Origin of the sequence: Lentzea sp. CA-135723, assembly GCF_050936595.1 — a bacterium.
In the GTDB taxonomy this organism is placed as follows: Bacteria; Actinomycetota; Actinomycetes; order Mycobacteriales; family Pseudonocardiaceae; genus Lentzea.
In genome coordinates this window covers 448855-468861 of the sequence record NZ_JBNJMK010000002.1, presented here as the reverse complement: position 1 = coordinate 468861, position 20007 = coordinate 448855, and the positions used below count along the sequence as shown (strand labels likewise).

Below are 20007 nucleotides of genomic sequence, written 5' to 3'. Positions count from 1 at the left end.
TGCCAGGTCACCACAGTTGATCACCGGCGGGCGGTTCCAGTCCCAGGTGGACCCACGCGGCGGGCGTCGCCACTCGCCCGCGTGGTGTACGGGCCAGCATGCCAGCTCGCACCAAATACGGTTCGCAGACCTCTTCGACGGTCGTGGTCTCCTCGCCGACGGCGACCGCGAGCGTGGCGACCCCGACCGGACCGCCGTGGAAGCTCTTGACCAGGGCGTTCAGCACGGCGCGGTCGAGACGGTCGAGGCCGAGCTCATCGACGTCGTAGACGACCAGCGCCTGCCTGGCGATCTCCTGCGTGACCAGGCCGTCCGCCCTGACCTCGGCGAAGTCGCGGACGCGGCGCAGCAGGCGGTTCGCGATGCGGGGGGTGCCGCGGGAGCGTCCGGCGATCTCGATGGCGGCGTCCTCTGCGATGTCGACGCCGAGGATCTTGGCGCTGCGCTTCACGATGAGGTCGAGCTCTTCCGGCGCGTAGAACTCCATGTGCCCGGTGAAGCCGAAGCGGTCGCGCAGCGGGCCGGTCAGCGCTCCGGACCTGGTGGTGGCCCCGACCAGGGTGAACGGCGCGATGTCGAGCGGGATGCTGGTCGCTCCCGGGCCCTTGCCGACCATCACGTCGACGCGGAAGTCCTCCATCGCGAGGTAGAGCATCTCCTCCGCCGGCCGCGCCATGCGGTGGATCTCGTCGATGAACAGCACGTCGCCCTCGACCAGGTTCGACAGCATCGAGGCGAGGTCGCCCGCGCGTTCCAGGGCGGGGCCGCTGGTGATGCGGATGGCCGCGTTGAGCTCCTTGGCGATGATCATCGCGAGGCTGGTCTTGCCGAGGCCGGGAGGGCCGCTGAGCAGCACGTGGTCCGGCGCGGTGCCGCGGCGCATGGCGCCGTGCAGGACGAGCTCGAGCTGTTCGCGGACGCGTTGCTGGCCGACGAACTCGTGCAGGTCGGCGGGGCGCAGGCTCGTCTCGACGTCGCGTTCGGCGGGGGCGACGTACGGGCTGAGCTCGTCCTCCATCACTTGCGCCCCAGGGTGGCGAGCGCACGGCGCAGCACGGCGGGCGTGGACTGGTCGGGGTTGTCGGCGAGGACGTTGTCGACGGTCGCCTCGGCGGCCTTGGCCGGGAAGCCGAGGCCGAGCAGCGCCTCCACGACGTGGTCGCGCGTCTGGCTGTGCGCGGGCGTGGTGGGGGCGGCGAGCTGGCCGACCTTGTCGCGCAGCTCGATGATGAGGCGTTCCGCGCCCTTCTTGCCGATGCCCGGGACCTGCGTGAGCACGGTGATGTTGCCCTCGGCGAGGGCGTGGCGGAGCTTGTCGGGCTCGAGGACGGCCAGCGTCGCGAGGGCGATGCGGGGGCCGATGCCGCTCACGGTCTGCAGCAGGCCGAACAGCTCGCGGGCCTCGGTGTCGGCGAAGCCGAACAGGGTGAGGCTGTCCTCGCGGACGATCAGGGTGGTGGCGAGGGTGGCCTCCTCGCCGCGGCGCAGGCTCGCGAGGGTGGTCGGGGTGGCCTGGACGGCGAACCCGACGCCGCCCACCTCGACGACGGCGTGGTCGAGGCCGACGTGCTGCACCTGGCCGCGCAGTGACGAGATCACCTGGTTCCTCCGGACTTCACGCTCACGCAGGCGTCCCCCTGCGAAGGGGACCCCTTGATTTCATTCTTCCAGCCGGCACTGACAGTTTCGGCGGGCGCTGAAGCGATCACGGCGCGCTCCGCCGTGCCGCCTCGGCGAGCTTCGCCCGGTGCACGCGGGCGAGCTCGGCCGCCTTGGCCTGGGCTTCTTCCAGGCGCGACCGCATCGGCGCGCGCCAGTGGTGGCAGATCGCGATCGCCAGGGCGTCCGCGGCGTCCGCCGGTTTCGGGGCCGTCTTGAGCCCGAGGAGCTTGGTCACCATGGCCGTCACCTGCGCCTTGTCCGCGCGGCCCGAGCCGGTGACGGCGGCCTTCACCTCGGACGGCGTGTGGAACTCGACCGGCAGGTTTCGCTGGGCAGCGGCGAGGGCCACCACACCCGACGCCTGCGCGACGCCCATCGCGGTGCGGACGTTGTGCTGCGCGAAGACGCGTTCGATGGCAACGACCTGGGGTTCGTAACGGTCCAGCCACACGCAGAGACCCGTGTACAGCTCGTGCAGGCGCACGGACAGAGGAGCGTCGACGGGCGTGCGCAGGACGTCGACGGCCACGGCGCGCACGACCCGGCCAGGGCCGCCGTCCACCACGCCGAAGCCGCACCTGGTCAGACCGGGGTCGACCCCGAACACCCGCACAACCAGCTCCCCGCATCGCCGGACGAACAACAGTTCGAACCATATCCGGTGCACCCATAGGTGCCGGACATCGACACGGTTCGACAAGTCCACGCCGCCGTTACTACGGTGGTCGGGTTTCGATCACGGGAGTGCACGGGTGAAGCGGTTCTGGATCATCGCCGGGTGCGTCGGCACCGTCATGGCGATCGCCATCCTGACCGCACTGGCAGTCCCTCGCGATATCGGTATCGCAATCGACAAGGTCGTGCAGCTCGTGTTCGCCGCGGCGGCGCTGATCGCCTACGCGCGCAGGCGAAACCGCTGGATGACGGCGGCGATGGCGAGCCTCACCGTCGGGTTGTCGGCGTGGATCTGGGGCCAGCAGGTCATGGGCGTGCAACTGCCGTCGTCCACGATCGCGCCGCTCGGGTTCACGATGGTGCCGGTGCTGTGCCTGGCCGCGCTGATCGTGAAGGCGCAGCAGCGCCGGGCCGACGACCTGCTGCCGAGCTACCGCAGCCGCACGGTCCTCGTGCTGGACGGGCTGATCGTGATCGGGTCGCTGTTCGTGCTGACGTGGGTGTCGGCGCTGGAGTCGCTGACCCGCGCGTGGGCCACGTCGGGGCCCGGGTTCGCCACCGTGGTCGCGCATCCCGCGGCATATCTCGTGTTGCTCGTGGCGATCGTGGTGATGTCGTGGACGCATCAGGCCGTGCGGCAGTGGCCGATGCTTTTCGTCGCACTGGCGGGCATCGCGCAGTCGTCGTCGGGCTGGGTTTTCGCGTACTACATCTCCAAGGGCAACACGGCGATTCCGGCGACGGCGGACATCGGGTTCATGTTGTGCCCGGCGTTCTTCCTGCTGAGTGCGTTGGCGCCGGCACGCAATCTCGAACCCACGCCCGGACGCATGCGCACGGCCGATTTACTGCATCTGCTCGTGCCGTACCTACCGTTGGCCATCACCGGGTTGTTCGTCATCTGGAACACGGCGACGGGCGGGCGGCTGAACCCGGTCGAGATCTACGTCGGTTTGATGGTCGTGTGTCTCGTGATCGTGCGTCAGTTGCTCACGATGATGGACAACGTACGGCTGATGGATCAGCTACGCGTCTCACGTGAGCAACTGCGACACGAAGCGACGCACGATCCGTTGACCGGTGTCGCCAACCGCTCGTTGTTCCGCGAACGGCTGGAGCGCGCGCTTTCGGTGCGTGACCGTTCCACGCCGTTGATCCTGCTGTTCATCGACGTGGACGGCTTCAAGGCCGTCAACGACAACAACGGTCACGCGGAGGGCGACGTCGTCCTGCGCAATGTCGCCGCACGACTGGAAAGCAGCGTCCGGCCAGAGGACACCGTGGCACGGCTCGGCGGTGACGAGTTCGGCGTGCTGGTCGACGGCGGCGACGCCGAGGAGATCGGCGCGCGGTTGCTGAGCTCGCTCGGACATCCGCACGAGGTGCTCGGCCGGGTGCACCGGGTGCACGCCAGCATCGGTGTGGCGCAGCGGTTCTCGTACGATCCCAAGATCACCGCCGACGACGTGCTGGGGGCCGCGGACGCCGCGATGTACACGGCGAAGCGGCTCGGCAAGGGCATGGTCGTCGTGCACGGTTCACCGCTTCCGGAGATGACGTGACCCCAGAGCAGTTGATCGCCTCGTTGACCATGCAGGAGCTGCCGGTCGAGGGCGGGTACTTCGCGCAGACGCACCGGTCGGACGAGGTGTCGGCGATCGCGTACCTGTTGCGCAGCCCCGACTTCTCCGGCATGCACGTGCTGGAGCACCTGGAGATCTACCACTTCCACGCCGGGTCGCCGTTGCGGATGCTGTTGCTGCACCCGGACGGCTCGGTGACCGAGCCGGTGCTCAGCGCGTCGAACCCGCAGGTCGTGGTGCCGGCGGGGGTGTGGCAGGGCAGCACGCCGGCGGGCGACTGGTCGCTGGTCGGCACGGTGGTGGTGCCGCCGTACACCGACGACATCGTGGAGTTCGGGCACGCGGACGACCTGTGCGAGCGTTATCCCTCACACGCCACCGCCATTCGACCCCTGTGCAGGTTCTAGCTCTCTAGGATCTTCGGAATGGCGCTTGTCCCGCTCAACGGCATCGAGCTGAACGTCCAGACCGAGGGCTCCGGCGACCTCGTCGTGCTCGTCATGGGCACCGGCAGTCCCGGCCGCGTCTGGCGCACGTACCAGGTGCCCGCGCTGGTCAAGGCCGGCTACCGGGTGGCGTACTTCGACAACCGCGGCGTCAAGCCGTCGTCCGAGTGCGGCGAGGGCTTCACGCTCGACGACATGGTGGCCGACACCGCCGCGGTGATCGAGCACCTGGGCGGCGGCCCGGCGCACGTGATCGGCACGTCCCTGGGCGCGCGCATCACCCAGGAGCTGGCCCTGGCCCGCCCCGCGCTGGTCAGGTCCGCGGTGCTGATGGCGACGGCCGGGCGGCCGGACCCCGTGCAGCAGGCCTGGTCGGAGGCGTTGCGCGACCTGCACGACAAGGGCGCCGAGGTGCCGCAGGCGTTCTACGCGGTGGCGTCGGTGGTGCGGAACCTGTCGCAGGCGACACTGGCCGACCCGATGGCCGCCCGCGACTGGCTGCAGATGTACGAGTTCGCGGGTTCGTCGATCAGCGCGGGCGAGCGCGTCCAGCTGGGGCTGGCCGAGTACGAGACGCGCCTCGACGCCTACCGCGCCATCGCGGTGCCGTCGCTGGTGATCGGGTTCGCGGACGACCTGGTGCTGCCGGCGCGGTTGTCGCGCGAGGTGGCGGACGTGATCCCGGGCGCGCGGTACGCGGAGGTCGCGGACGCCGGGCACGTCGGGTACCTGGAACGCCCGGACGAGGTGAACCGGCTGCTGGTCGAGTTCCTGGGCGGCGCGTGAGCCGGCGGGACCCACGCGACCACGCGCGCGAGCTGGCGGAGGCGCACCCGGAGCTGCACGCGTTCCTGTGCGGGTTGCGGCCCGGGCAACACCTGTCCGGCACGGTCGCGGCGATCGAGAGTTTCGGTGTGTTCGTGGCGCTCGACGACGGCCCGCCGCACCCGTTCTTCGCCGGCGTCGGCTTCGTCACCGTGGCCGAGGTGGCGTGGGAGCACATCGACGACCTGGCGGACGTGCTCGAGGCCGGGCAGCGCGTCACCGGCGAGTTCCTCGACCACGACACCTGGAACATGGAGGCCCGGCTGTCGCTGAAGGCGTTGCGGCCGGACCCGCTGCGGGCGTTCGCCGGCACCGCGACCATCGGGCAGGAGATCCGCGGCCTCGTGACCGAGGTGGTGCCGTTCGGTGTGTTCGTACGGGTCGCCGACGGCATCGAGGGGCTCCTGCACGAGAAGGACTACGCCTCGACACCACCCCGGGAAGGCGACGAGGTCGTCGTGGTCCTCGCCGCCATCGATCCGGCACGGCGCACGGTCACGCTCGGCCCCGCGTGACGAACTCGCAGGTCTCGTCGACCAGCCGCGGCAGGAACGCGGCGCGGTCGAACGCCGGGTCGTCGTCCATCCCCGGCGGCGGCACGTGCATGAAGCCGAAGTGGCCCGCCTTCGGCACGACGCGCACGTCCACGTCGGCCGGGGCCGCGCGTAGGACCTCCACGTCCGCCACCGGGACGACGGTGTCCAGTTCGCCCGCGTAGGCGAGGATCGGCGTGTGCACCGCGGCCAGGGCTCCCGGGGCCGCGAACCAGCCCGCCGGCGGGGTGTAGAGGACCAGCCTGGTGACGCGGGAATCCCTTGGCACGTCGAGGGGTTCGCGGTCGCGGCTCCACGGGGTCGCGCCCGCCAGGCACAGGGCCGCCCAGGCGCCGATCGAGTGGCCGATCACGGTCACCTCGCCGGTCACGTCGCCGAGTGCTTCGACGAGGCCGGTGGGCCTCGCCAGGTAGTCGTCCCAGGTGGCCTGCTGCGGGTGCAGGCGGTCGAACGACGGCGCGATGACCTGGTGGCCGCGCGCGGTGAAGTGGTCGAGGAGCGGGCGGTGGCGTTCCGGGTCGCCACCACCGCCTGCCGCGAAGAGCACGATCATCGAACACTCCCCCTTAGCGGTGTGCCGCCTGGCCGGTCGGCCTGAGCAGGATCTCGTTCACGTCCACAGTGGACGGCTGGGACACGGCGTAGAGCACCGCCCTGCCCACGTCCTCCGGTTCGAGCTTCGGGTCGTTCGCGCGGGACGCCGGGATGCCCTCGGTGTCGACGAGGCCCGGCTGGATCACGGTCACGCGGACGCCGGTGCCGACGGCTTCGGCGCGGATCGCCTGCGCCAGGCCGGTGATGGCCCACTTGGTCGCCGAGTACAGGTTGCCGGGACGGACCCCGCGGCCGGCCGCGGAGCCCGTCATGACCAGGTGGCCGCCGGACCGCATCAGCGCGGGCATCGCGGCGCGGGCGGTGAAGGCGGGGCCGCAGACGTTGGTGACGACCATGTCCGTCCATTCGGAAGGCTTGGCTCCGGCCGAAGAGACGAACGAGGTGTCCACCGAGACTCCGGCGTTCGCGAACACGACGTCGATCCTGCCCCACCGCGCTTCCACTCGGGACATGAGATCCTGCACGGAATCCCACGAAGAGACGTCGCATCGCGCGTCCCAGCCGCGATCGCCGACAGATTCTTCGGCGCTGCGCGAGGCCCTGACCACGCGATACCCCGCCTGAGCTGCGAGAACGGCGGTAGCCGCCCCGATGCCGCGGGAGGCGCCGGTCACCACGAAGACGTGTTCCATGATCGGCAACCCTAGTCAGGGAAACGTCAGTGCCGCCTGTTTTGATGGCGACCATGACTTTGAACCGCAGGTCCGTGTTCGGGCTGGGAACCGTCGCGGCCGCGACGGCCGTGCTCGGCTCCAACGGTGCAGCACAAGCGCAGGAAGACGCGGAGGTAGAGATCGAACGATCCCCGGCGACGGCCGACCGGTCGCGCAAGCGCGTGGCCCAGGTCTACAAGCGACAGGTCCGCAAGGCGAGAGGCACGTGGTCGTCGCTGATCACGGTCGCCGACCTGGACGGCGCCACGAAGCCCGCCGTCGACGAGAACGCCGACGTGGTGGTCGAGGCCTACAGCGTCAACAAGATCGCGGTCGCCGTCGCCGTGCTGGACAAGGTGGACCGCGGGCTGATCAGGCTCGACCAGACGGTCACGGTGTCGGCCGCGATCGTCATCCAGGACACCGACGGCATCTTCGCGCTCGACGGCGCGTACCCGAGCGAGGTGACGGTCGGCCACGCGCTCGCGAACCTGCTGACCGTCTCGGACAACACCGCCGTGCGCCTGTGCGGCCTCGTCGTCCCGGCGCTCGAGCTCAACGAGATCCTGCGCGCCAAGGGTTTCGTGCACACGCAGGTCGTTCCGGTCGCGAACCCGAACCGGTTCTTCCTCGGCACCACGACGGCGCGCGAGACGCACACGTTGCTGCAGAAGCTGGTCGACGGCCAGCTGCTGTCCGCGGCGTCCACCGCGTACCTGCTGAACATCCTGCGCGCCACGGCGAGCTTCACCGACGGCGTGCGGCTCAACCTCACCACCAACGAACGCCTGCGCGTCGCGACGAAGGCCGGCTGGTTCGAGGACGGCCGCAACGAGGCCGGGATCATGTTCAGCGCGGACGACCGGGCGATCCTGGTCTACTCGATGTTCGCGTCCGGCACGTTCTCCGGTGACAAGGCGGTCAACGACGAGGACTTCAGCACCACGCACCCGGCCGTCGCGGCCCGCGCGGAGCTCGGCCGGTCGATGTTCGACGCGGTCATCAAGATCACGACCACGAAGCCCAGGCACCGTGCAAAGGTTTACAGGTTCTTCAACGGCGGCTGATCTCCGAGATTTATCCGAAACCCGGCCCTGATGGACCTGGTTTTCGGATATACAGGCACCACGCCGGGGTCGGTCGTCGCCGCCGTCGACGACCGGCTTCCCCGCGCGAGTGGTTACAGCGCCGGTTCCACAACGTCGTGGTACCTGCGTGACACCTGGCCGATCACCTCGTCGAAGTCCGCCGCCCAGATGGCCGCGTTGAAGATCTCGACCTCGACGTCCCGCGCGTATCCCGTCGCCGCGACGACGCGCGTCAGGCGGTCCAGGTCGATGTCGCCGTCACCGGGATAGCCGCGTCCCAGCAACACGTCCTCCGGCACCGGCGTGAGCCAGTCGCACACCTGGTACGACGCGATGAGCCCGCCCGCACGCGCGATCTGCTCGTACACGGCAGGGTCCCACCACACGTGCAACGCGTCCACGACGACGCCGACGGACTCGTGCCGTTCGGCGATGTCGAGCGCCTGGGCCAACGTCGACAGCACGCCGCGGTCCGCGCAGAACACCGGGTGCATCGGTTCCAGCGCCAGGATCACGCCCGCCTGGGCGGCGTGAGGAGCAAGCTCCTCGATGGCGTCGGCGACGCGCCGACGTGCGCCGACGAGGTCCTTGTCCGCCGCCACTCCCCCGACGACCATGACCAGCGTGTCGGTGCCGAGCGCCGCCGCCTCGTCGATGGCGCGCCGGTTGTCGTCGAGCGCCTCGCGGTTGTCGACGGCCGTCAGGAAACCGCCGCGGCACAACGACGACACGCGCAGGCCGGCGTCGCGGACGATCTTGGCGCTGCGTTCGAGGCCCTGCTGGGCCACCGGTTCGCGCCACAGGCCGATGGCCTCGATCCCGTGCCGCGCGCAGCCGTCGACGGCCTCGGCGACGGTCGCGCGTTTGATCGTTGCCTGGTTCAGCGAGAGGCGAGCCACGCGCTCCACCTCCGTTCCGCGAGGTCCGGGTCGATCACGCCGGCGATCTCGGCGAGTCGTTTCGCCTCGGCGAGATGTTCGACGGTGCGCGCGCTTTCCAGGCCACCGAGGAGCTGAAAGCGTTCCTGGTGCCCGGCAAGCCACGCCAGGAACACAACACCGGTTTTGTAGTAGTAGGTCGGCGTGCTGAACAGATGGCGTGACAACGGAACTGTCGGCGCCATGATGCGGTGGAACTCGTCGGCATTGCCCTGAGCGAGTTCGGCAAGCGCTTTCGCGGCCACCGGCGCGATCGGGTCGAAGATGCCCAGCAACGCGTGGCTGTGGCCCTCCTCGTCGCCCGCGATCAGGTCCGGGTAGTTGAAGTCGTCGCCGGTGTAGCAGAGGACGCCGTCCGGCAACGCCCGGCGCAGGCCGATCTCGTGGTCCGCGTCGAGCAGCGAGACCTTCACGCCGTCGACCTTGTCCGGCCGCGCGTGGATGATCTCCAGGAAGTTCCGGGTGGCCTGCGGGACGTCGGCCGTGCCCCAGTAGCCCTCCAGCTTCGGGTCGAACGCCGTGCCGAGCCAGTGCAGGATCACGGGCTCGCTGACGCGGTCGAGCAACGTGCCGTAGACCTTCGCGTAGTCCTCCGGGCCACGTGCGACGGCGGCGAGGTGGCGCGAGCACATAAGGACGGGCTGGGCGCCCGCCTCCTGGACGACGTCGAGCTGCTCCAGGTAGGCGGTCAGCACGTCGTCGAGGCTCGGCTCGCCGGTCAGGTGGTCGGTGGCGACGCCCGCGCAGATCCGGCCGGTCCTCTCGGCGGCGCTGCGGCGGATCAGCTCGGTGGCGGTCGGCCAGTCGAGGCCCATGCCGCGTTGGGCGGTGTCCATGGCCTCGGCGACACCGAGGCCGTGCGACCAGAGGTGGTGCCGGAACGCCAGCGTGGCGTCCCAGTCCACCGCGGTCTCGTCCTTCGCCACGACGTGTGCCGCGGCGAACACAATGCGTTCGTTCCGGCTAGACATCGGCGATCTCCACCCGGCGTCCCTCCGAAGAGGACTGGAGACCGGCGGCCGCGAGGGCCACACCCCGTGCGCCCGCGCGGAAGTCGTGCGGGAACGGCGCGCCCTCGTAGACGTGCCGCAGGAACTCCGCCCACTGCACCTTGAAGCCGTTGTCGAAGTCCTCGTTGTCCGGCACCTGCTGCCACTGGTCGCGGAACGGGTGCGTGACCGGGAGATCCGGGTTCCAGACCGGCTTCGGCGTGACGGCGCGGGGCTGCACGAAGCACTCCCGCAGGCCGGCGACCGCGCTGCCCTCGGTGCCGTCCACTTGGAACTCGACGAGCTCGTCGCGGCGCACCCGCACGCACCAGGACGAGTTGATCTGCGCGATGACGCCGTTCTCGATCTCGAAGATGCCGTACGCCGAGTCGTCCGCGGTGGCGTCGTAGGCGTTGCGCTGCTCGTCCCAGCGCGTCGGGATGTGCGTGACGGCCTTCGCGGTCACGGCCTCGACCCGCCCGAACAGGTCGTGCAGCAGGTAGCTCCAGTGGCAGAACATGTCCGAGACGATGCCGCCGCCGTCCTCGGCCCGGTAGTTCCAGCTCGGGCGCTGCGCGGGCTGCCAGTCGCCCTCGAAGACCCAGTAGCCGAACTCGCCGCGCACGCTGAGGATCCGGCCGAAGAAGCCGCCCTCGATCAGCCGCTTGAGCTTGCGGATGCCCGGCAGGTACAGCTTGTCCGCCACCACGCCGTGCCGCAGGTCCCGCTCGTCGGCGAGACGGGCGAGCGCCACCGCCTGCTCGACCGTTTCCGAGACGGGTTTCTCGGTGTAGACGTGCTTGCCCGCCTCGAGCGCCTTCGTGATCGACTCGACGTGCTTCGACGTGACCTGCGAGTCGAAGTAGATCTCGACGGACGGGTCGGCGAGCGCCGAGTCGAGGTCGGTCGTCCAGCGCGCGAGGTCGTGCCGCTCGGCGATCTCCTTGAGCTTGTCGGCGTTGCGGCCCACCAGGACCGGTTCCACCTTGAGCAGGGTCCCGTCCTGCAACCGCACGCCCTCGTCGCGCAACGGCAGCAGCGAGCGGACCAGATGCTGGCGGTAACCCATCCGCCCCGTGACGCCGTTGACCGCCACGCCAATGGTCCTGACCGCCATCGCACCTCCCTGGTAGCAGCGCTGGAAAGCGCTTTCCCGCCACGCTAATCGCGGCGCTTCACGGACGTCAACCTCCTCGCGAGTTAGTCTCAGCGCTCACATGCACGTTGACGGAGGTGGTCGTGTCCGCCCGACAGGTGACGCTCGCCGAGGTGGCGAAGCAGGCGGGTGTGTCGTTGGCGACGGCTTCCCGCGTGCTCAACGGCAGCACGCGACAGGTGAGCGAGGACCTGAGCGACCGCGTCCTGCGCACCGCGGAGGAGCTCGGGTACGTGCCGAACGCCTCGGCGCAGGCGCTGGCCCGCAACTCCAGCTCCCTGGTGGGGCTGGTGGTGCACGACATCACCGACCCGTACTTCTCCTGCATCGCGGCGGGGGTGACGCGGGTGGCCGAGGAGGCCGGGCTCGTCGTCGTCCTCGGCACGACGGGGCGTCGCCCGGAGCGTGAGGCGGAGCTGCTCTCCACTCTGCGTGCGCATCGGGCGCGTGCGGTGGTGCTGGCGGGGTCGCGGACCACGGACCGCGCGGCGCAGTCGCGGCTCGCGGCGGAGATCGACGCGTTCACCGAGCAGGGCGGCCGGGTCGCGTGCGTCTCGCAGGCGAAGCTCGGCACCGACACGGTCGTGCCCGGCAACCGGGCGGGCGGCCGCGCGCTCGCCCGCGCGCTCGCCGAGCTGGGGCACAAGAAGTTCGCCGTATTGGGTGGACCTTCCGAACTCGTGGTGGCCCGCGACCGGCTGGCCGGGTTCAAGGCGGGCCTGAACGACGCCGGCGTCGCACCGCCGGTGGTGATCAACGGCGCGTTCACCCGCGACGGCGGCTACGAGGCCGCGATGGAGCTGCTGGGCTCGAAGTCGCGCGCGACCTGCGTGTTCGCCGTGACCGACGTCATGGCGATGGGCGCGATGGCGGCGCTGCGCGAGCGGGGCGTGCGGATTCCGGACGACATGTCGATCGCCGGGTTCGACGACATCCCGACGCTGCGCGACACGGTGCCCGCTTTGTCCACTGTGCGACTTCCGTTGGAGGAGATGGGCGAGATCGCCGCTGGTCTCGTGCTCGACGGCGGAGGTGACGAGGCCCGCACCGTCCGTGTGGCGGGTGAGGTGGTGCTCAGGGCCTCGACTGCCCACAATTAGACTCGTCTGGCTATTCACATTCTTAGTCACGAGGAGTTGAGCCGTCCCCATGGGGTCTGGCCCTGACTGGCATATACGCCCGGTCGCCTGTTCTGTTGGAGCGCATAGGTGACCGGCATTCTTCTGAGCGTGCTCGGGCTGCTCGCCGTCGTGGCGCTGACAGCGGGCACCTTCATCGCGGTGGCGGCGGAGTTCTCGCTGACCGCGCTGGAACGCAGCACGGTCGAGCGGCACGTCGCCGAGGTCGGTGACGCGAAGGCGCGCACCATCGACCGTGCGCACCGCACGCTGTCGTTCCAGCTCTCCGGCGCCCAGCTCGCCATCACCCTGACCACGCTGATCACCGGTTACATCGCGGAGCCAGCGATCGCCGAGCTGATCGAGCCCGGACTGACCCTGGTGGGCGTGCCGCACACCGTGGCGAGCGGGCTGTCGCTGGCGTTGGCGCTGGCCATCGCCACGGCGTTGTCGATGGTGTTCGGCGAGCTCGTGCCCAAGAACCTCGCGATCGCGAAGCCCCTGGAGACCGCGCGCGGCGTGGTCGGGTTCCAGGCGGCGTTCTCCACGGTGTTCCGCTGGCTGATCACCGCGATGAACAACTCGGCGAACTGGCTGGTGCGGCGCTTCGGCGTCGAGCCGGTCGAGGAGCTGGCGTCCGCGCGGTCGCCCGAGGAGCTGGGCGCGCTGGTCCGCACGTCGGCCGAGCACGGCACGCTGGACGAGAGCACCGCGGTGCTGCTCGACCGGTCGCTGCGCTTCGGTGACAGAACGGCGGGCGAACTGATGACGCCGCGCGTGCGGGTCGAGGCGCTGCGCGCCGACGCGACCGTCGCGGACCTGGTGCTGAAGGCGCGCGAGACCGGGTTCTCCCGGTTCCCGGTGCACAACGGGTCGCTGGACGAGGTGAGCGGGATCGTGCACGTCAAGCAGGCGTTCGCGGTGCCCGCGGCGCTGCGGGGGTCCACTCCCCTGTCGGCGCTGACCCGGCCGGTGTACTCGGTGCCGGAGACCCTGGAGGGCGACGCGCTGCTGGACCGGCTGCGCGCGTCCGGGCTGCAGTCCGCGCTGGTCGTGGACGAGTACGGCGGCACGGCCGGGCTGGTGACGCTGGAGGACGTGGTCGAGGAGATCGTCGGCGACGTCCGCGACGAGCACGACCGCGGTGAGGCGGCGCCGGTGCGGTCGCTGGGTTCGGACAGCTGGATCGTGTCCGGGCTGCTGCGCGACGACGAGGTGGCCGACGCGACCGGGTTCCAGATGCCGGAGGGCGACTACGAGACGCTGGCCGGCCTGGTGCTGGCGCGGCTCGGCCGGATTCCCGACGTCGGTGACGAGATCCGGGTCGACGGCTGGAGGGTCACCGTGATGCGGATGGACAAGCACCGCGTGGCCGAGCTGCGGGTGGTGTCGTCGTGAACTTCCTCGTCATCGCTCTGCTGCTGGCGGGCAACGCGTTCTTCGTCGGTGCCGAGTTCGCGGTGATCACCGCGCGCCGGGACCGCCTCGAAGCGTTGGCGGACAAGGGTTCTGCCCGGGCCCGCACGGCGATCAAGGCGTCGCAGCAGCTGCCGTTGCTCATCGCGGGCGCGCAGCTGGGCATCACGCTGTGCTCGCTGGGCCTGGGTGCGATCGCCGAACCCGCGTTGGCTTCGGTGCTGGAGGGGCCCCTCGGCGCCGTTGGGCTGCCGTTGGCCGTGGTGCACGGTGTGGCGTTCGCGGTGGCGTTGGTCATCGTTGTCGCGCTGCACACGATCCTCGGCGAGATGGTGCCGAAGAACCTGGCCATCGCCGGTCCCGAGCGGGCCGCGGTGTGGCTGGTCCCGGTGCACTACGGGTTCTCGCGGATGATCGCGCCGGTGCTGGCGATGTTCACCGCCGTGGGCCGGTGGGTGCTGCGGCGGTTCGGCGTGGAGCCCGTGGACGAGCTCGAGTCGGCCTACACGCCGGACGAGCTCGCGCTGCTGATCGGGCAGTCCCGCTCGGAGGGGCTGCTGGAGGACTCGGAGCACCGGCGGCTGGCGCAGACGTTGTCGTCGGCCGAACGCACGGTGGCCGACGTGCTGGTGCCGCTGGACCGGCTGACGACGGTGTCCTCGACGCCGACCGTCGGCGAGATCGAGGCGGCGGTGGCGGCGACCGGGTTCTCCCGGTTCCCCGTGCTGGCCGAGGCGGGGCTGATCGGGTACCTGCACGTCAAGGACGTGCTGGACCTGGAGGGCGCGGCCACGTCGGTGCCTCGGGACCGGGTGCGCGGGCTGCCGGAGGTTCCGGTGGACGCCCGCCTGGACGAGGCCCTGGCCGCGTTGCGCCGGGCTCAGTCGCACCTCGCGCGCGCGGTGTCGGCGGACGGCACGGTGTTCGGCGTCGTGGCGTTGGAGGACCTGTTGGAGGAGTACGTGGGCACCGTTCGTGACGGTACCCACGTGCGCTGGGTCTAGTACGTCTCGTCAGGGCTGCGCGGTGCGGATCTCCAGCATCACGCAGCCCTGTTCGGTCCTGTAGGGGCCGTGGGGCATGCCGGGGCGGCGGCTCGCGAAGTCGCCGGCCCGGAACGTCCTGCCCAGGGTCAGGTCGGTGAGGTCGCCCTCCAGCAGGTAGACCTCCTCGTGGAAGTCGTGCCTGATGACGCCCTCGGTCTCCAGGCCCGGTGCCCAGCGGGCGATCCTGGTGAGGGTCGTGGTGTCCGGGTCGCGGCTCAGGACCCGTTCGGTGACGCCTTCGGTGGCCAGGTGCCACGGCAGGTCGCCGGTCGGGAAGAACTCGTGCTCCTCGCGCATCTACAGCCTCCGGTTGGCGAGCACGGGCAGCTTCTCGCGGACTTCTCCTGCGAGCGCGGGGTCCACATCGGACAGGATCGTGCCCGGCCTGCCGTCGAGGCGCTCGCGGACGGTGCCGATCGGGTCGACCACGGCGCTGCGGCCGATTCCCGTCGGGGCCGAGCCGTAGTCGGTGCCGGGGTCCGCCTGGCCGCAGGCGAGGACCCACGAGGTGGCGTCCAGCGCGCGGGCCTGGACGAGCAGGTCCCACTGGTCCGCCTTGCCGGGGCCCGCTCCCCAGGAGGCGCCGACCAGGATCACCGGCGCGGTGGTGGCGAGGGTGCGGAAGAGCTCGGGGAACCGCACGTCGTAGCAGGTGGCGAGGCCGATCGTGGTGCCGTCGACCTCGAACGTCACGGGCTTCTCGCCGGGCGTGACGGTGTCGGACTCGCGGAAGCCGAACGCGTCGAACAGGTGGATCTTGTCGTAGCCGAGGTGCAGGCCGGCGCCGGTGACGAGGGTGGTGTTGGTGACCCGATCGCCCTCGCCTGGCGTGAACATCCCGGCGACCACGACGACGTTGTGCTCGTCGGCGATGTTCCGGACCTCGGTCGCCCACGGGCCGTCGAGGGGTTCGGCCACCGGTTTCAGGTCGACGCCGAAGCGGCACTGGGTGGCTTCCGGGAAGTGGACGACCCGTGCGCCTTGGTGCGCGGCACTGGCCACTTGGGCGCGCACGGTGGCAAGGTTCTCCTGCGGATCAGCGGTGGAGCTGATCTGGCAGAGCGCGAAGCGCATGATCCTCCTCTGGTATACATGTTGTATGCAGGCTGCCGACTCGTTGTCCGGCCGGGAAAAGGCGTACGAGTTCCTGAAGGACACCATCCTCGCCGACCCCGAGATGCAGGGGCGGTTCATCAGCGAGCAGGACGTCGCCAACCAGATCGGCGTCTCCCGCACGCCGATCCGCGAGGCGCTGCTGCTGCTCGCGGCCGAGGACCTCGTGACGCTCGTGCCGAAGAAGGGCGCGTACGTCGCGCCGTTGTCGTCGCGGCAGATCGGCGAGCTGATGGAGCTGCGCGGCGTCGTCGAGCGGTACGCGGCGGAGCGCACGATGGCCGAGGGCACCGTTCCGCTGCGGCGGATGCAGGAGCTGATCGAGCGGCAGCGGTTCCTGGTCGAGGACGCGCGGCAGTTCATCGACGTCGACCGGCAGTTCCACGCGTTGCTGGTGGCGGCGACGGGCAACGAGCTGCTGACGAAGACGTACGAGGGGTTGCGCGCCCGGCAGGTGCGCGCGGGTGTCGTGGCGCTGTACCGGGCGCACAACCGGCAGCAGGCCGTGATCGACGAGCACGACGAGATCGTGGCCGCGCTCGAGTCCGGGGACGTCGGCGCGGCCACGGCGGCGATCACCGCTCACTTGGACACCACGCTGAAGGTGCTGCTCAACGGGTGAGCCTCGTCTTCCTGCGGGTCGCGGCCCAGCCACAGGCCGACGAGCGTGACCACGCAGGCGATGGTGACGTAGAGGCCGACGACGACCCACGTGCCGAAGCCCGCCAACAGTGCGGTGAAGAGCAACGGCGCGATGGCGCCACCGATCACGCCGGCGAGCGTGTAGGCGAGTGAGCTTCCGGTGTAGCGCAGGCGTTCGGTGAACTGCTCGGCGATGAACGCGGCCTGCGGGCCGTACATGAACGCGTGGAAGCCGAGTCCGATCACGACGCCGATGACGATGAGCGGCCACGACCCGGTGTCGATGAGCGGGAAGAGCACGAACGGCCACACCGCGCCGAGCACGGCGGCGACGGCGTAGAGGCCGCGGCGGTTGACCCGGTCGGACAGCCAGCCCGCGAGCGGCATCAGGAACAGCTGGAAGCCCGAGGCGATCAGCACGGCGACGAGGCCGACGTTGCGCGGCAGCTTGAGCTGGGTCGTGAGGTAGGTCAGCACGAAGACGGTGTGCAGCGCGTACAGGACGTCCGGGCCGACGCGGCACAGCACGGCGGCGACCAGCGGCCGGGTCTGGGTGCGGAAGACCTCGCTGACCGGTGCGGACGGCCGGTCGCCGCGCGCCTCGATCGCCTTGAAGACCGGGGTCTCCTCCAGCTTCACGCGGATCCACAGGCCGAAGATCACGAGCACCGCGGACAGCAGGAACGCCACGCGCCAGCCCCAGGACATGAACGCCGCGTCGGACAGCGCGACGCCGAGGAACGCCAGCACGCCGTTGGCCATCAGGTTGCCGGCGGGCGGGCCGATCTGGGCTGCGCTCGCCCAGAAGCCGCGTTGTTTCGGGTTGCCGTACTCGCTGGACAGCAGGACGGCGCCGCCCCACTCGCCGCCGAGACCGACGCCCTGCGCGAACCGCAGCACCACGAGCAGCACGCCGGCGGCGGGACCGATCGCGTCGTGCGTCGGCAGCAGGCCGATGAGCAGCGTGGCGATGCCGGTGATCAGCAACGTCGTGACGAGCACGCGCTTGCGGCCGATCTTGTCGCCGAGCCTGCCGAACAGGAACCCGCCGAGCGGCCTTGACAGGTAGCCGACGGCGTACGTCGAGAACGCGAGCAGCGTGGCGGTGAGCGGCTCCTCGCTGGGGAAGAACAACGGGCCGAGCACGACCGCCGCGGCGACGTTGTAGATCGCGAAGTCGTACCACTCCAGTGCGGTACCGGAGAGCGAGGCCACGAACGCCCTGACGAGCGCGGACCGAGGTACGTCCGGCGTGCCCGGCTCAGAACCCGGCTGAGAATCCGGCTGTGGCGTTGCTGGCGTTGCAGTGTCAGGCGGCATGGCGTAATACTGCCTGTATACAACTCGTATGCGCAAGGAGTACCGCATGTCTACCGTTCGTACACAGGCCGCTACGCTCGCTTTCGACCTTCCCGACGGCTCCGTCGCCGAGGTCGCCGTGACGACCTTGCTCAACGGCGGCTACGCGGGCCGCAGCCAGGAGGACGTGGCCGCTCACGTGCGCGAACTCGCCGAACTGGGCGTGCCGGCGCCATCCGTGACGCCGAGCCTCTACCCGGTCTCGCCGTACCTCGCACAGCAGACCTCGACGGTCCCCGCCCAGCACGGCAAGACCTCAGGCGAGGCCGAGTGGGCGTTGGTGGTCACCTCCGACGACGTCCTCCTGACCGTCGCATGCGACCACACGGACCGCGCGCTGGAAGTGCACGGCGTCGCGTGGAGCAAGAACGCGGGTCCGGACGTGCTGGGCCGCAGGGCGTGGCGCCTGTCCGAGGTCGCGGACCGGATCGACTCGATCGAACTGACCGCGTGGGCCGACGGCGCGGAGATCCAGCGCGGCACCCTCGCCGAGCTGCTGACCCCGCAGTACTGGGTGGACCGCCTGCGCGACCTCGACCTGCTCCGGCCCGGCACCGTGCTGCTGTCCGGCACGATCCCGATGCACCACGGCGTCGACCAGTTCGCGTCGAGGTGGCGCGTCGAGCTGCGCGACCCGGCGACCGGCGACGTCCTCGACTGCGACTACGAGGTCACCCGCCTGCCCGACCCCATCGGCTGAGCCCCGGTATGCGCCCGCGGAACCCGTGTCGATCGCGGTTCCGGCCTGTTCGACGTCCTCGCGAAGGACCACAACAGGAAGGCACAGCAGATGAACAAGGTCTACACGGGCGCCAGCACCTCGATCGACGGCTACGTCTCCGGCCAGGACTTCTCCGCCTTCGACCGGCTGTTCGCCTGGTACGAGGCGGGGGACGTGGCGTTCACGGTGCCGACGGGCGCGATGACCGTGCACCTCACCCCGGCCAGCGCCGCGCACTACAGCGGCCTCATCGAGGTCACCGGCGCTCTGGTCGTCGGGCGCAAGCTGTACGACATGACCAGCGGCTGGGGTGGTCAGCACCCGATGGGCGTGCACACCGTCGTGCTCACCCACCGGCCGCTGGAGAACACCGAGCACTTCACGTTCGTCGACGGCACCATCGAGGAAGCCGTCGCGGTGGCGGGGAAACACGCGGGCGACAAGGGCGTCGGCCTGAACTCCGGCGAGATCGCCCGGCAGGCCATCGACGCGGGCCTGGTGGACGAGATCTTCCTCGACCTGGTGCCGGTGATCCTGGGCGGCGGCACGCCGTTCTTCGCCCCCGGCAAGGGATACCAGCTCGAAGGCCCGATCTCGGTCGTCGAGAGCACGTCGGTCACGCACCTGCGGTACCGGGTGAAGTACGACGAGACCGACTGACGCCGACGCGGCGGTGCTCCACGTCGGCGTCGCGCGGAGCCTCACCGCCTCAAGAGGCCAGCGAGGCCTTCACCGTGCGGGTGAGGTCGTCCGCGAGCACCTCGTCGTCACCGTTCTGGATCGCCCGCAGCACCTGCGCGACGACGTCGGCCGGCGCGATCTTGGGGCCGTCGATGTGGGCGGCCATGTCGGTGTCGATGTAGCCGACGTGCACGCCGAGCACGCGCGTTCCCTGCTCCCGCAACGCGTCGCGGGTCGACCTCGTGAACGACCAGGCCGCCGCCTTGGACGCCGCGTAGCCGCGCGCCGCCGGGTAGCTCGCCCACGACAGAACGCTCAGCACGTTGACGAGGGTGCCGCCGCCGTTGGCCTTCAGGACGGGGGCGAACGCGTCCGTCGTGCGGACGACGCCGTAGAAGTTGACCTCGAACTCCGCCTTGATGCTGTCGACCTCGTCGCCGGGACCGGTCGTGCCGGCGTTGTTGACCACGATCGTGACGTCGCCGAGCTCCTTCGCCGCCGCCGCGACGGACGCGTCGTCGGTCACGTCGAGCTGAATCGGGATGACGCCCTCGTCCACCACGGACGCCGGGTTGCGCGCGCCGCCGTAGACCTTCGCCCCGCGCTTCGCGAACTCCTGCGCGAACGCCTTGCCGAGCCCTCGGTTGGCCCCGGTGACCAGCACCACAGCACCGTCGAAGTCCATGACTACCTCCTAAGTTGGATTTCCCAATCCACGCTAGCGCCA

23 protein-coding genes are annotated in these 20007 nt (G+C 70.3%); 11 read left to right on the top strand and 12 right to left on the bottom strand.

Annotation, left to right across the window (positions count from 1 at the left end):
- Positions 1-7: 7 nt before the first annotated feature.
- The 3 genes from ruvB to ruvC form a co-directional block, all read right to left on the bottom strand.
- A complete protein-coding gene (gene ruvB, locus ACQEU1_RS38220) occupies positions 8-1018 on the bottom strand; it encodes a Holliday junction branch migration DNA helicase RuvB (protein ID WP_433216988.1) in 1011 nt (336 codons plus the stop codon).
- The gene (gene ruvA, locus ACQEU1_RS38215) at positions 1018-1599 is read right to left on the bottom strand and encodes a Holliday junction branch migration protein RuvA (RefSeq protein WP_433213317.1); all 582 of its coding nucleotides are present in this window, start codon (positions 1597-1599) and stop codon (positions 1018-1020) included. Before ruvA ends, ruvB begins: the two co-directional genes overlap by 1 nt.
- Positions 1600-1705: 106 nt before the next feature.
- The gene (gene ruvC / locus ACQEU1_RS38210) at positions 1706-2275 is read right to left on the bottom strand and encodes a crossover junction endodeoxyribonuclease RuvC (protein WP_433213314.1); all 570 of its coding nucleotides are present in this window, start codon (positions 2273-2275) and stop codon (positions 1706-1708) included.
- A gap of 139 nt (positions 2276-2414) precedes the next feature.
- On the opposite strand from ruvC, the gene ACQEU1_RS38205 reads away from it, so the two are divergent.
- The 4 genes from ACQEU1_RS38205 to ACQEU1_RS38190 are packed head-to-tail and all read left to right on the top strand — an operon-like array spanning position 2415 to position 5706.
- Positions 2415-3899 carry a diguanylate cyclase domain-containing protein gene (locus ACQEU1_RS38205; RefSeq protein ID WP_433213311.1) on the top strand — a complete coding sequence of 495 codons (1485 nt, stop codon included), beginning with the start codon at positions 2415-2417 and terminating at the stop codon, positions 3897-3899.
- Positions 3896-4327 carry a cupin domain-containing protein gene (locus ACQEU1_RS38200; protein ID WP_433213308.1) on the top strand — a complete coding sequence of 144 codons (432 nt, stop codon included), beginning with the start codon at positions 3896-3898 and terminating at the stop codon, positions 4325-4327. The genes ACQEU1_RS38205 and ACQEU1_RS38200 overlap by 4 nt, the downstream gene beginning before the upstream one ends.
- 18 nt (positions 4328-4345) lie before the next feature.
- Entirely contained in the window at positions 4346-5152 is an 807-nt protein-coding gene (locus ACQEU1_RS38195) for an alpha/beta fold hydrolase (RefSeq protein WP_433213305.1), read from the top strand.
- Complete coding sequence (locus ACQEU1_RS38190) at positions 5149-5706, top strand: S1 RNA-binding domain-containing protein (RefSeq protein ID WP_433213302.1); 558 nt, start codon at positions 5149-5151, stop codon at positions 5704-5706. Before ACQEU1_RS38195 ends, ACQEU1_RS38190 begins: the two co-directional genes overlap by 4 nt.
- Here ACQEU1_RS38190 and ACQEU1_RS38185 read toward each other — a convergent pair.
- A complete protein-coding gene (locus tag ACQEU1_RS38185; protein ID WP_433213299.1) occupies positions 5687-6298 on the bottom strand; it encodes an alpha/beta hydrolase family protein in 612 nt (203 codons plus the stop codon). The genes ACQEU1_RS38190 and ACQEU1_RS38185 overlap by 20 nt on opposite strands.
- Before the next feature lie 13 nt (positions 6299-6311).
- Positions 6312-6992 carry an SDR family oxidoreductase gene (locus tag ACQEU1_RS38180; protein WP_433213296.1) on the bottom strand — a complete coding sequence of 227 codons (681 nt, stop codon included), beginning with the start codon at positions 6990-6992 and terminating at the stop codon, positions 6312-6314.
- A gap of 53 nt (positions 6993-7045) precedes the next feature.
- Between ACQEU1_RS38180 and ACQEU1_RS38175 the strand changes: the two genes are divergently transcribed.
- Complete coding sequence (locus ACQEU1_RS38175) at positions 7046-8080, top strand: serine hydrolase (RefSeq protein WP_433213293.1); 1035 nt, start codon at positions 7046-7048, stop codon at positions 8078-8080.
- A 113-nt stretch (positions 8081-8193) separates the two neighbouring features.
- Here the strand turns inward: ACQEU1_RS38175 and ACQEU1_RS38170 are convergent, their stop codons facing one another.
- The 3 genes from ACQEU1_RS38170 to ACQEU1_RS38160 are packed head-to-tail and all read right to left on the bottom strand — an operon-like array spanning position 8194 to position 11145.
- Entirely contained in the window at positions 8194-9000 is an 807-nt protein-coding gene (locus tag ACQEU1_RS38170; protein ID WP_433213290.1) for a sugar phosphate isomerase/epimerase family protein, read from the bottom strand.
- The gene (locus ACQEU1_RS38165) at positions 8982-10010 is read right to left on the bottom strand and encodes a dihydrodipicolinate synthase family protein (RefSeq protein ID WP_433213287.1); all 1029 of its coding nucleotides are present in this window, start codon (positions 10008-10010) and stop codon (positions 8982-8984) included. Before ACQEU1_RS38165 ends, ACQEU1_RS38170 begins: the two co-directional genes overlap by 19 nt.
- Complete coding sequence (locus tag ACQEU1_RS38160; protein WP_433213284.1) at positions 10003-11145, bottom strand: Gfo/Idh/MocA family protein; 1143 nt, start codon at positions 11143-11145, stop codon at positions 10003-10005. Before ACQEU1_RS38160 ends, ACQEU1_RS38165 begins: the two co-directional genes overlap by 8 nt.
- A gap of 122 nt (positions 11146-11267) precedes the next feature.
- Here ACQEU1_RS38160 and ACQEU1_RS38155 point away from each other — a divergent pair, with 122 nt between their 5' ends.
- From ACQEU1_RS38155 to ACQEU1_RS38145, 3 genes are all read left to right on the top strand, one after another.
- Positions 11268-12284: a LacI family DNA-binding transcriptional regulator gene (locus tag ACQEU1_RS38155; protein WP_433213281.1), complete on the top strand. Its 1017-nt coding sequence runs from the start codon at positions 11268-11270 to the stop codon at positions 12282-12284.
- A gap of 108 nt (positions 12285-12392) precedes the next feature.
- Positions 12393-13700 (top strand): hemolysin family protein, encoded by a 1308-nt coding sequence (locus tag ACQEU1_RS38150; protein ID WP_433213278.1) that lies wholly within the window; start codon positions 12393-12395, stop codon positions 13698-13700.
- Positions 13697-14722 (top strand): hemolysin family protein, encoded by a 1026-nt coding sequence (locus ACQEU1_RS38145; RefSeq protein WP_433213275.1) that lies wholly within the window; start codon positions 13697-13699, stop codon positions 14720-14722. Before ACQEU1_RS38150 ends, ACQEU1_RS38145 begins: the two co-directional genes overlap by 4 nt.
- A 9-nt stretch (positions 14723-14731) precedes the next feature.
- Here ACQEU1_RS38145 and ACQEU1_RS38140 read toward each other — a convergent pair whose 3' ends face one another.
- Both ACQEU1_RS38140 and ACQEU1_RS38135 read right to left on the bottom strand, forming a co-directional pair.
- Positions 14732-15061 carry a cupin domain-containing protein gene (locus ACQEU1_RS38140; RefSeq protein ID WP_433213272.1) on the bottom strand — a complete coding sequence of 110 codons (330 nt, stop codon included), beginning with the start codon at positions 15059-15061 and terminating at the stop codon, positions 14732-14734.
- A complete protein-coding gene (locus ACQEU1_RS38135) occupies positions 15062-15838 on the bottom strand; it encodes a carbon-nitrogen hydrolase family protein (protein ID WP_433213269.1) in 777 nt (258 codons plus the stop codon).
- Positions 15839-15863: 25 nt separating this feature from the next.
- Between ACQEU1_RS38135 and ACQEU1_RS38130 the strand changes: the two genes are divergently transcribed.
- The gene (locus ACQEU1_RS38130; protein WP_433213266.1) at positions 15864-16499 is read left to right on the top strand and encodes a GntR family transcriptional regulator; all 636 of its coding nucleotides are present in this window, start codon (positions 15864-15866) and stop codon (positions 16497-16499) included.
- Here ACQEU1_RS38130 and ACQEU1_RS38125 read toward each other — a convergent pair.
- Positions 16460-17734: an MFS transporter gene (locus ACQEU1_RS38125; RefSeq protein ID WP_433213263.1), complete on the bottom strand. Its 1275-nt coding sequence runs from the start codon at positions 17732-17734 to the stop codon at positions 16460-16462. The genes ACQEU1_RS38130 and ACQEU1_RS38125 overlap by 40 nt on opposite strands.
- A 151-nt stretch (positions 17735-17885) precedes the next feature.
- Between ACQEU1_RS38125 and ACQEU1_RS38120 the strand changes: the two genes are divergently transcribed.
- Positions 17886-18578, top strand: a complete 693-nt coding sequence (locus ACQEU1_RS38120) for a DUF2848 domain-containing protein (protein ID WP_433213260.1) — start codon at positions 17886-17888, stop codon at positions 18576-18578.
- 90 nt (positions 18579-18668) lie between these two features.
- A complete protein-coding gene (locus tag ACQEU1_RS38115; RefSeq protein WP_433213257.1) occupies positions 18669-19259 on the top strand; it encodes a dihydrofolate reductase family protein in 591 nt (196 codons plus the stop codon).
- A 49-nt stretch (positions 19260-19308) separates the two neighbouring features.
- Here ACQEU1_RS38115 and ACQEU1_RS38110 read toward each other — a convergent pair whose 3' ends face one another.
- Complete coding sequence (locus ACQEU1_RS38110; RefSeq protein WP_433213254.1) at positions 19309-19965, bottom strand: SDR family oxidoreductase; 657 nt, start codon at positions 19963-19965, stop codon at positions 19309-19311.
- Positions 19966-20007: the final 42 nt, after the last annotated feature.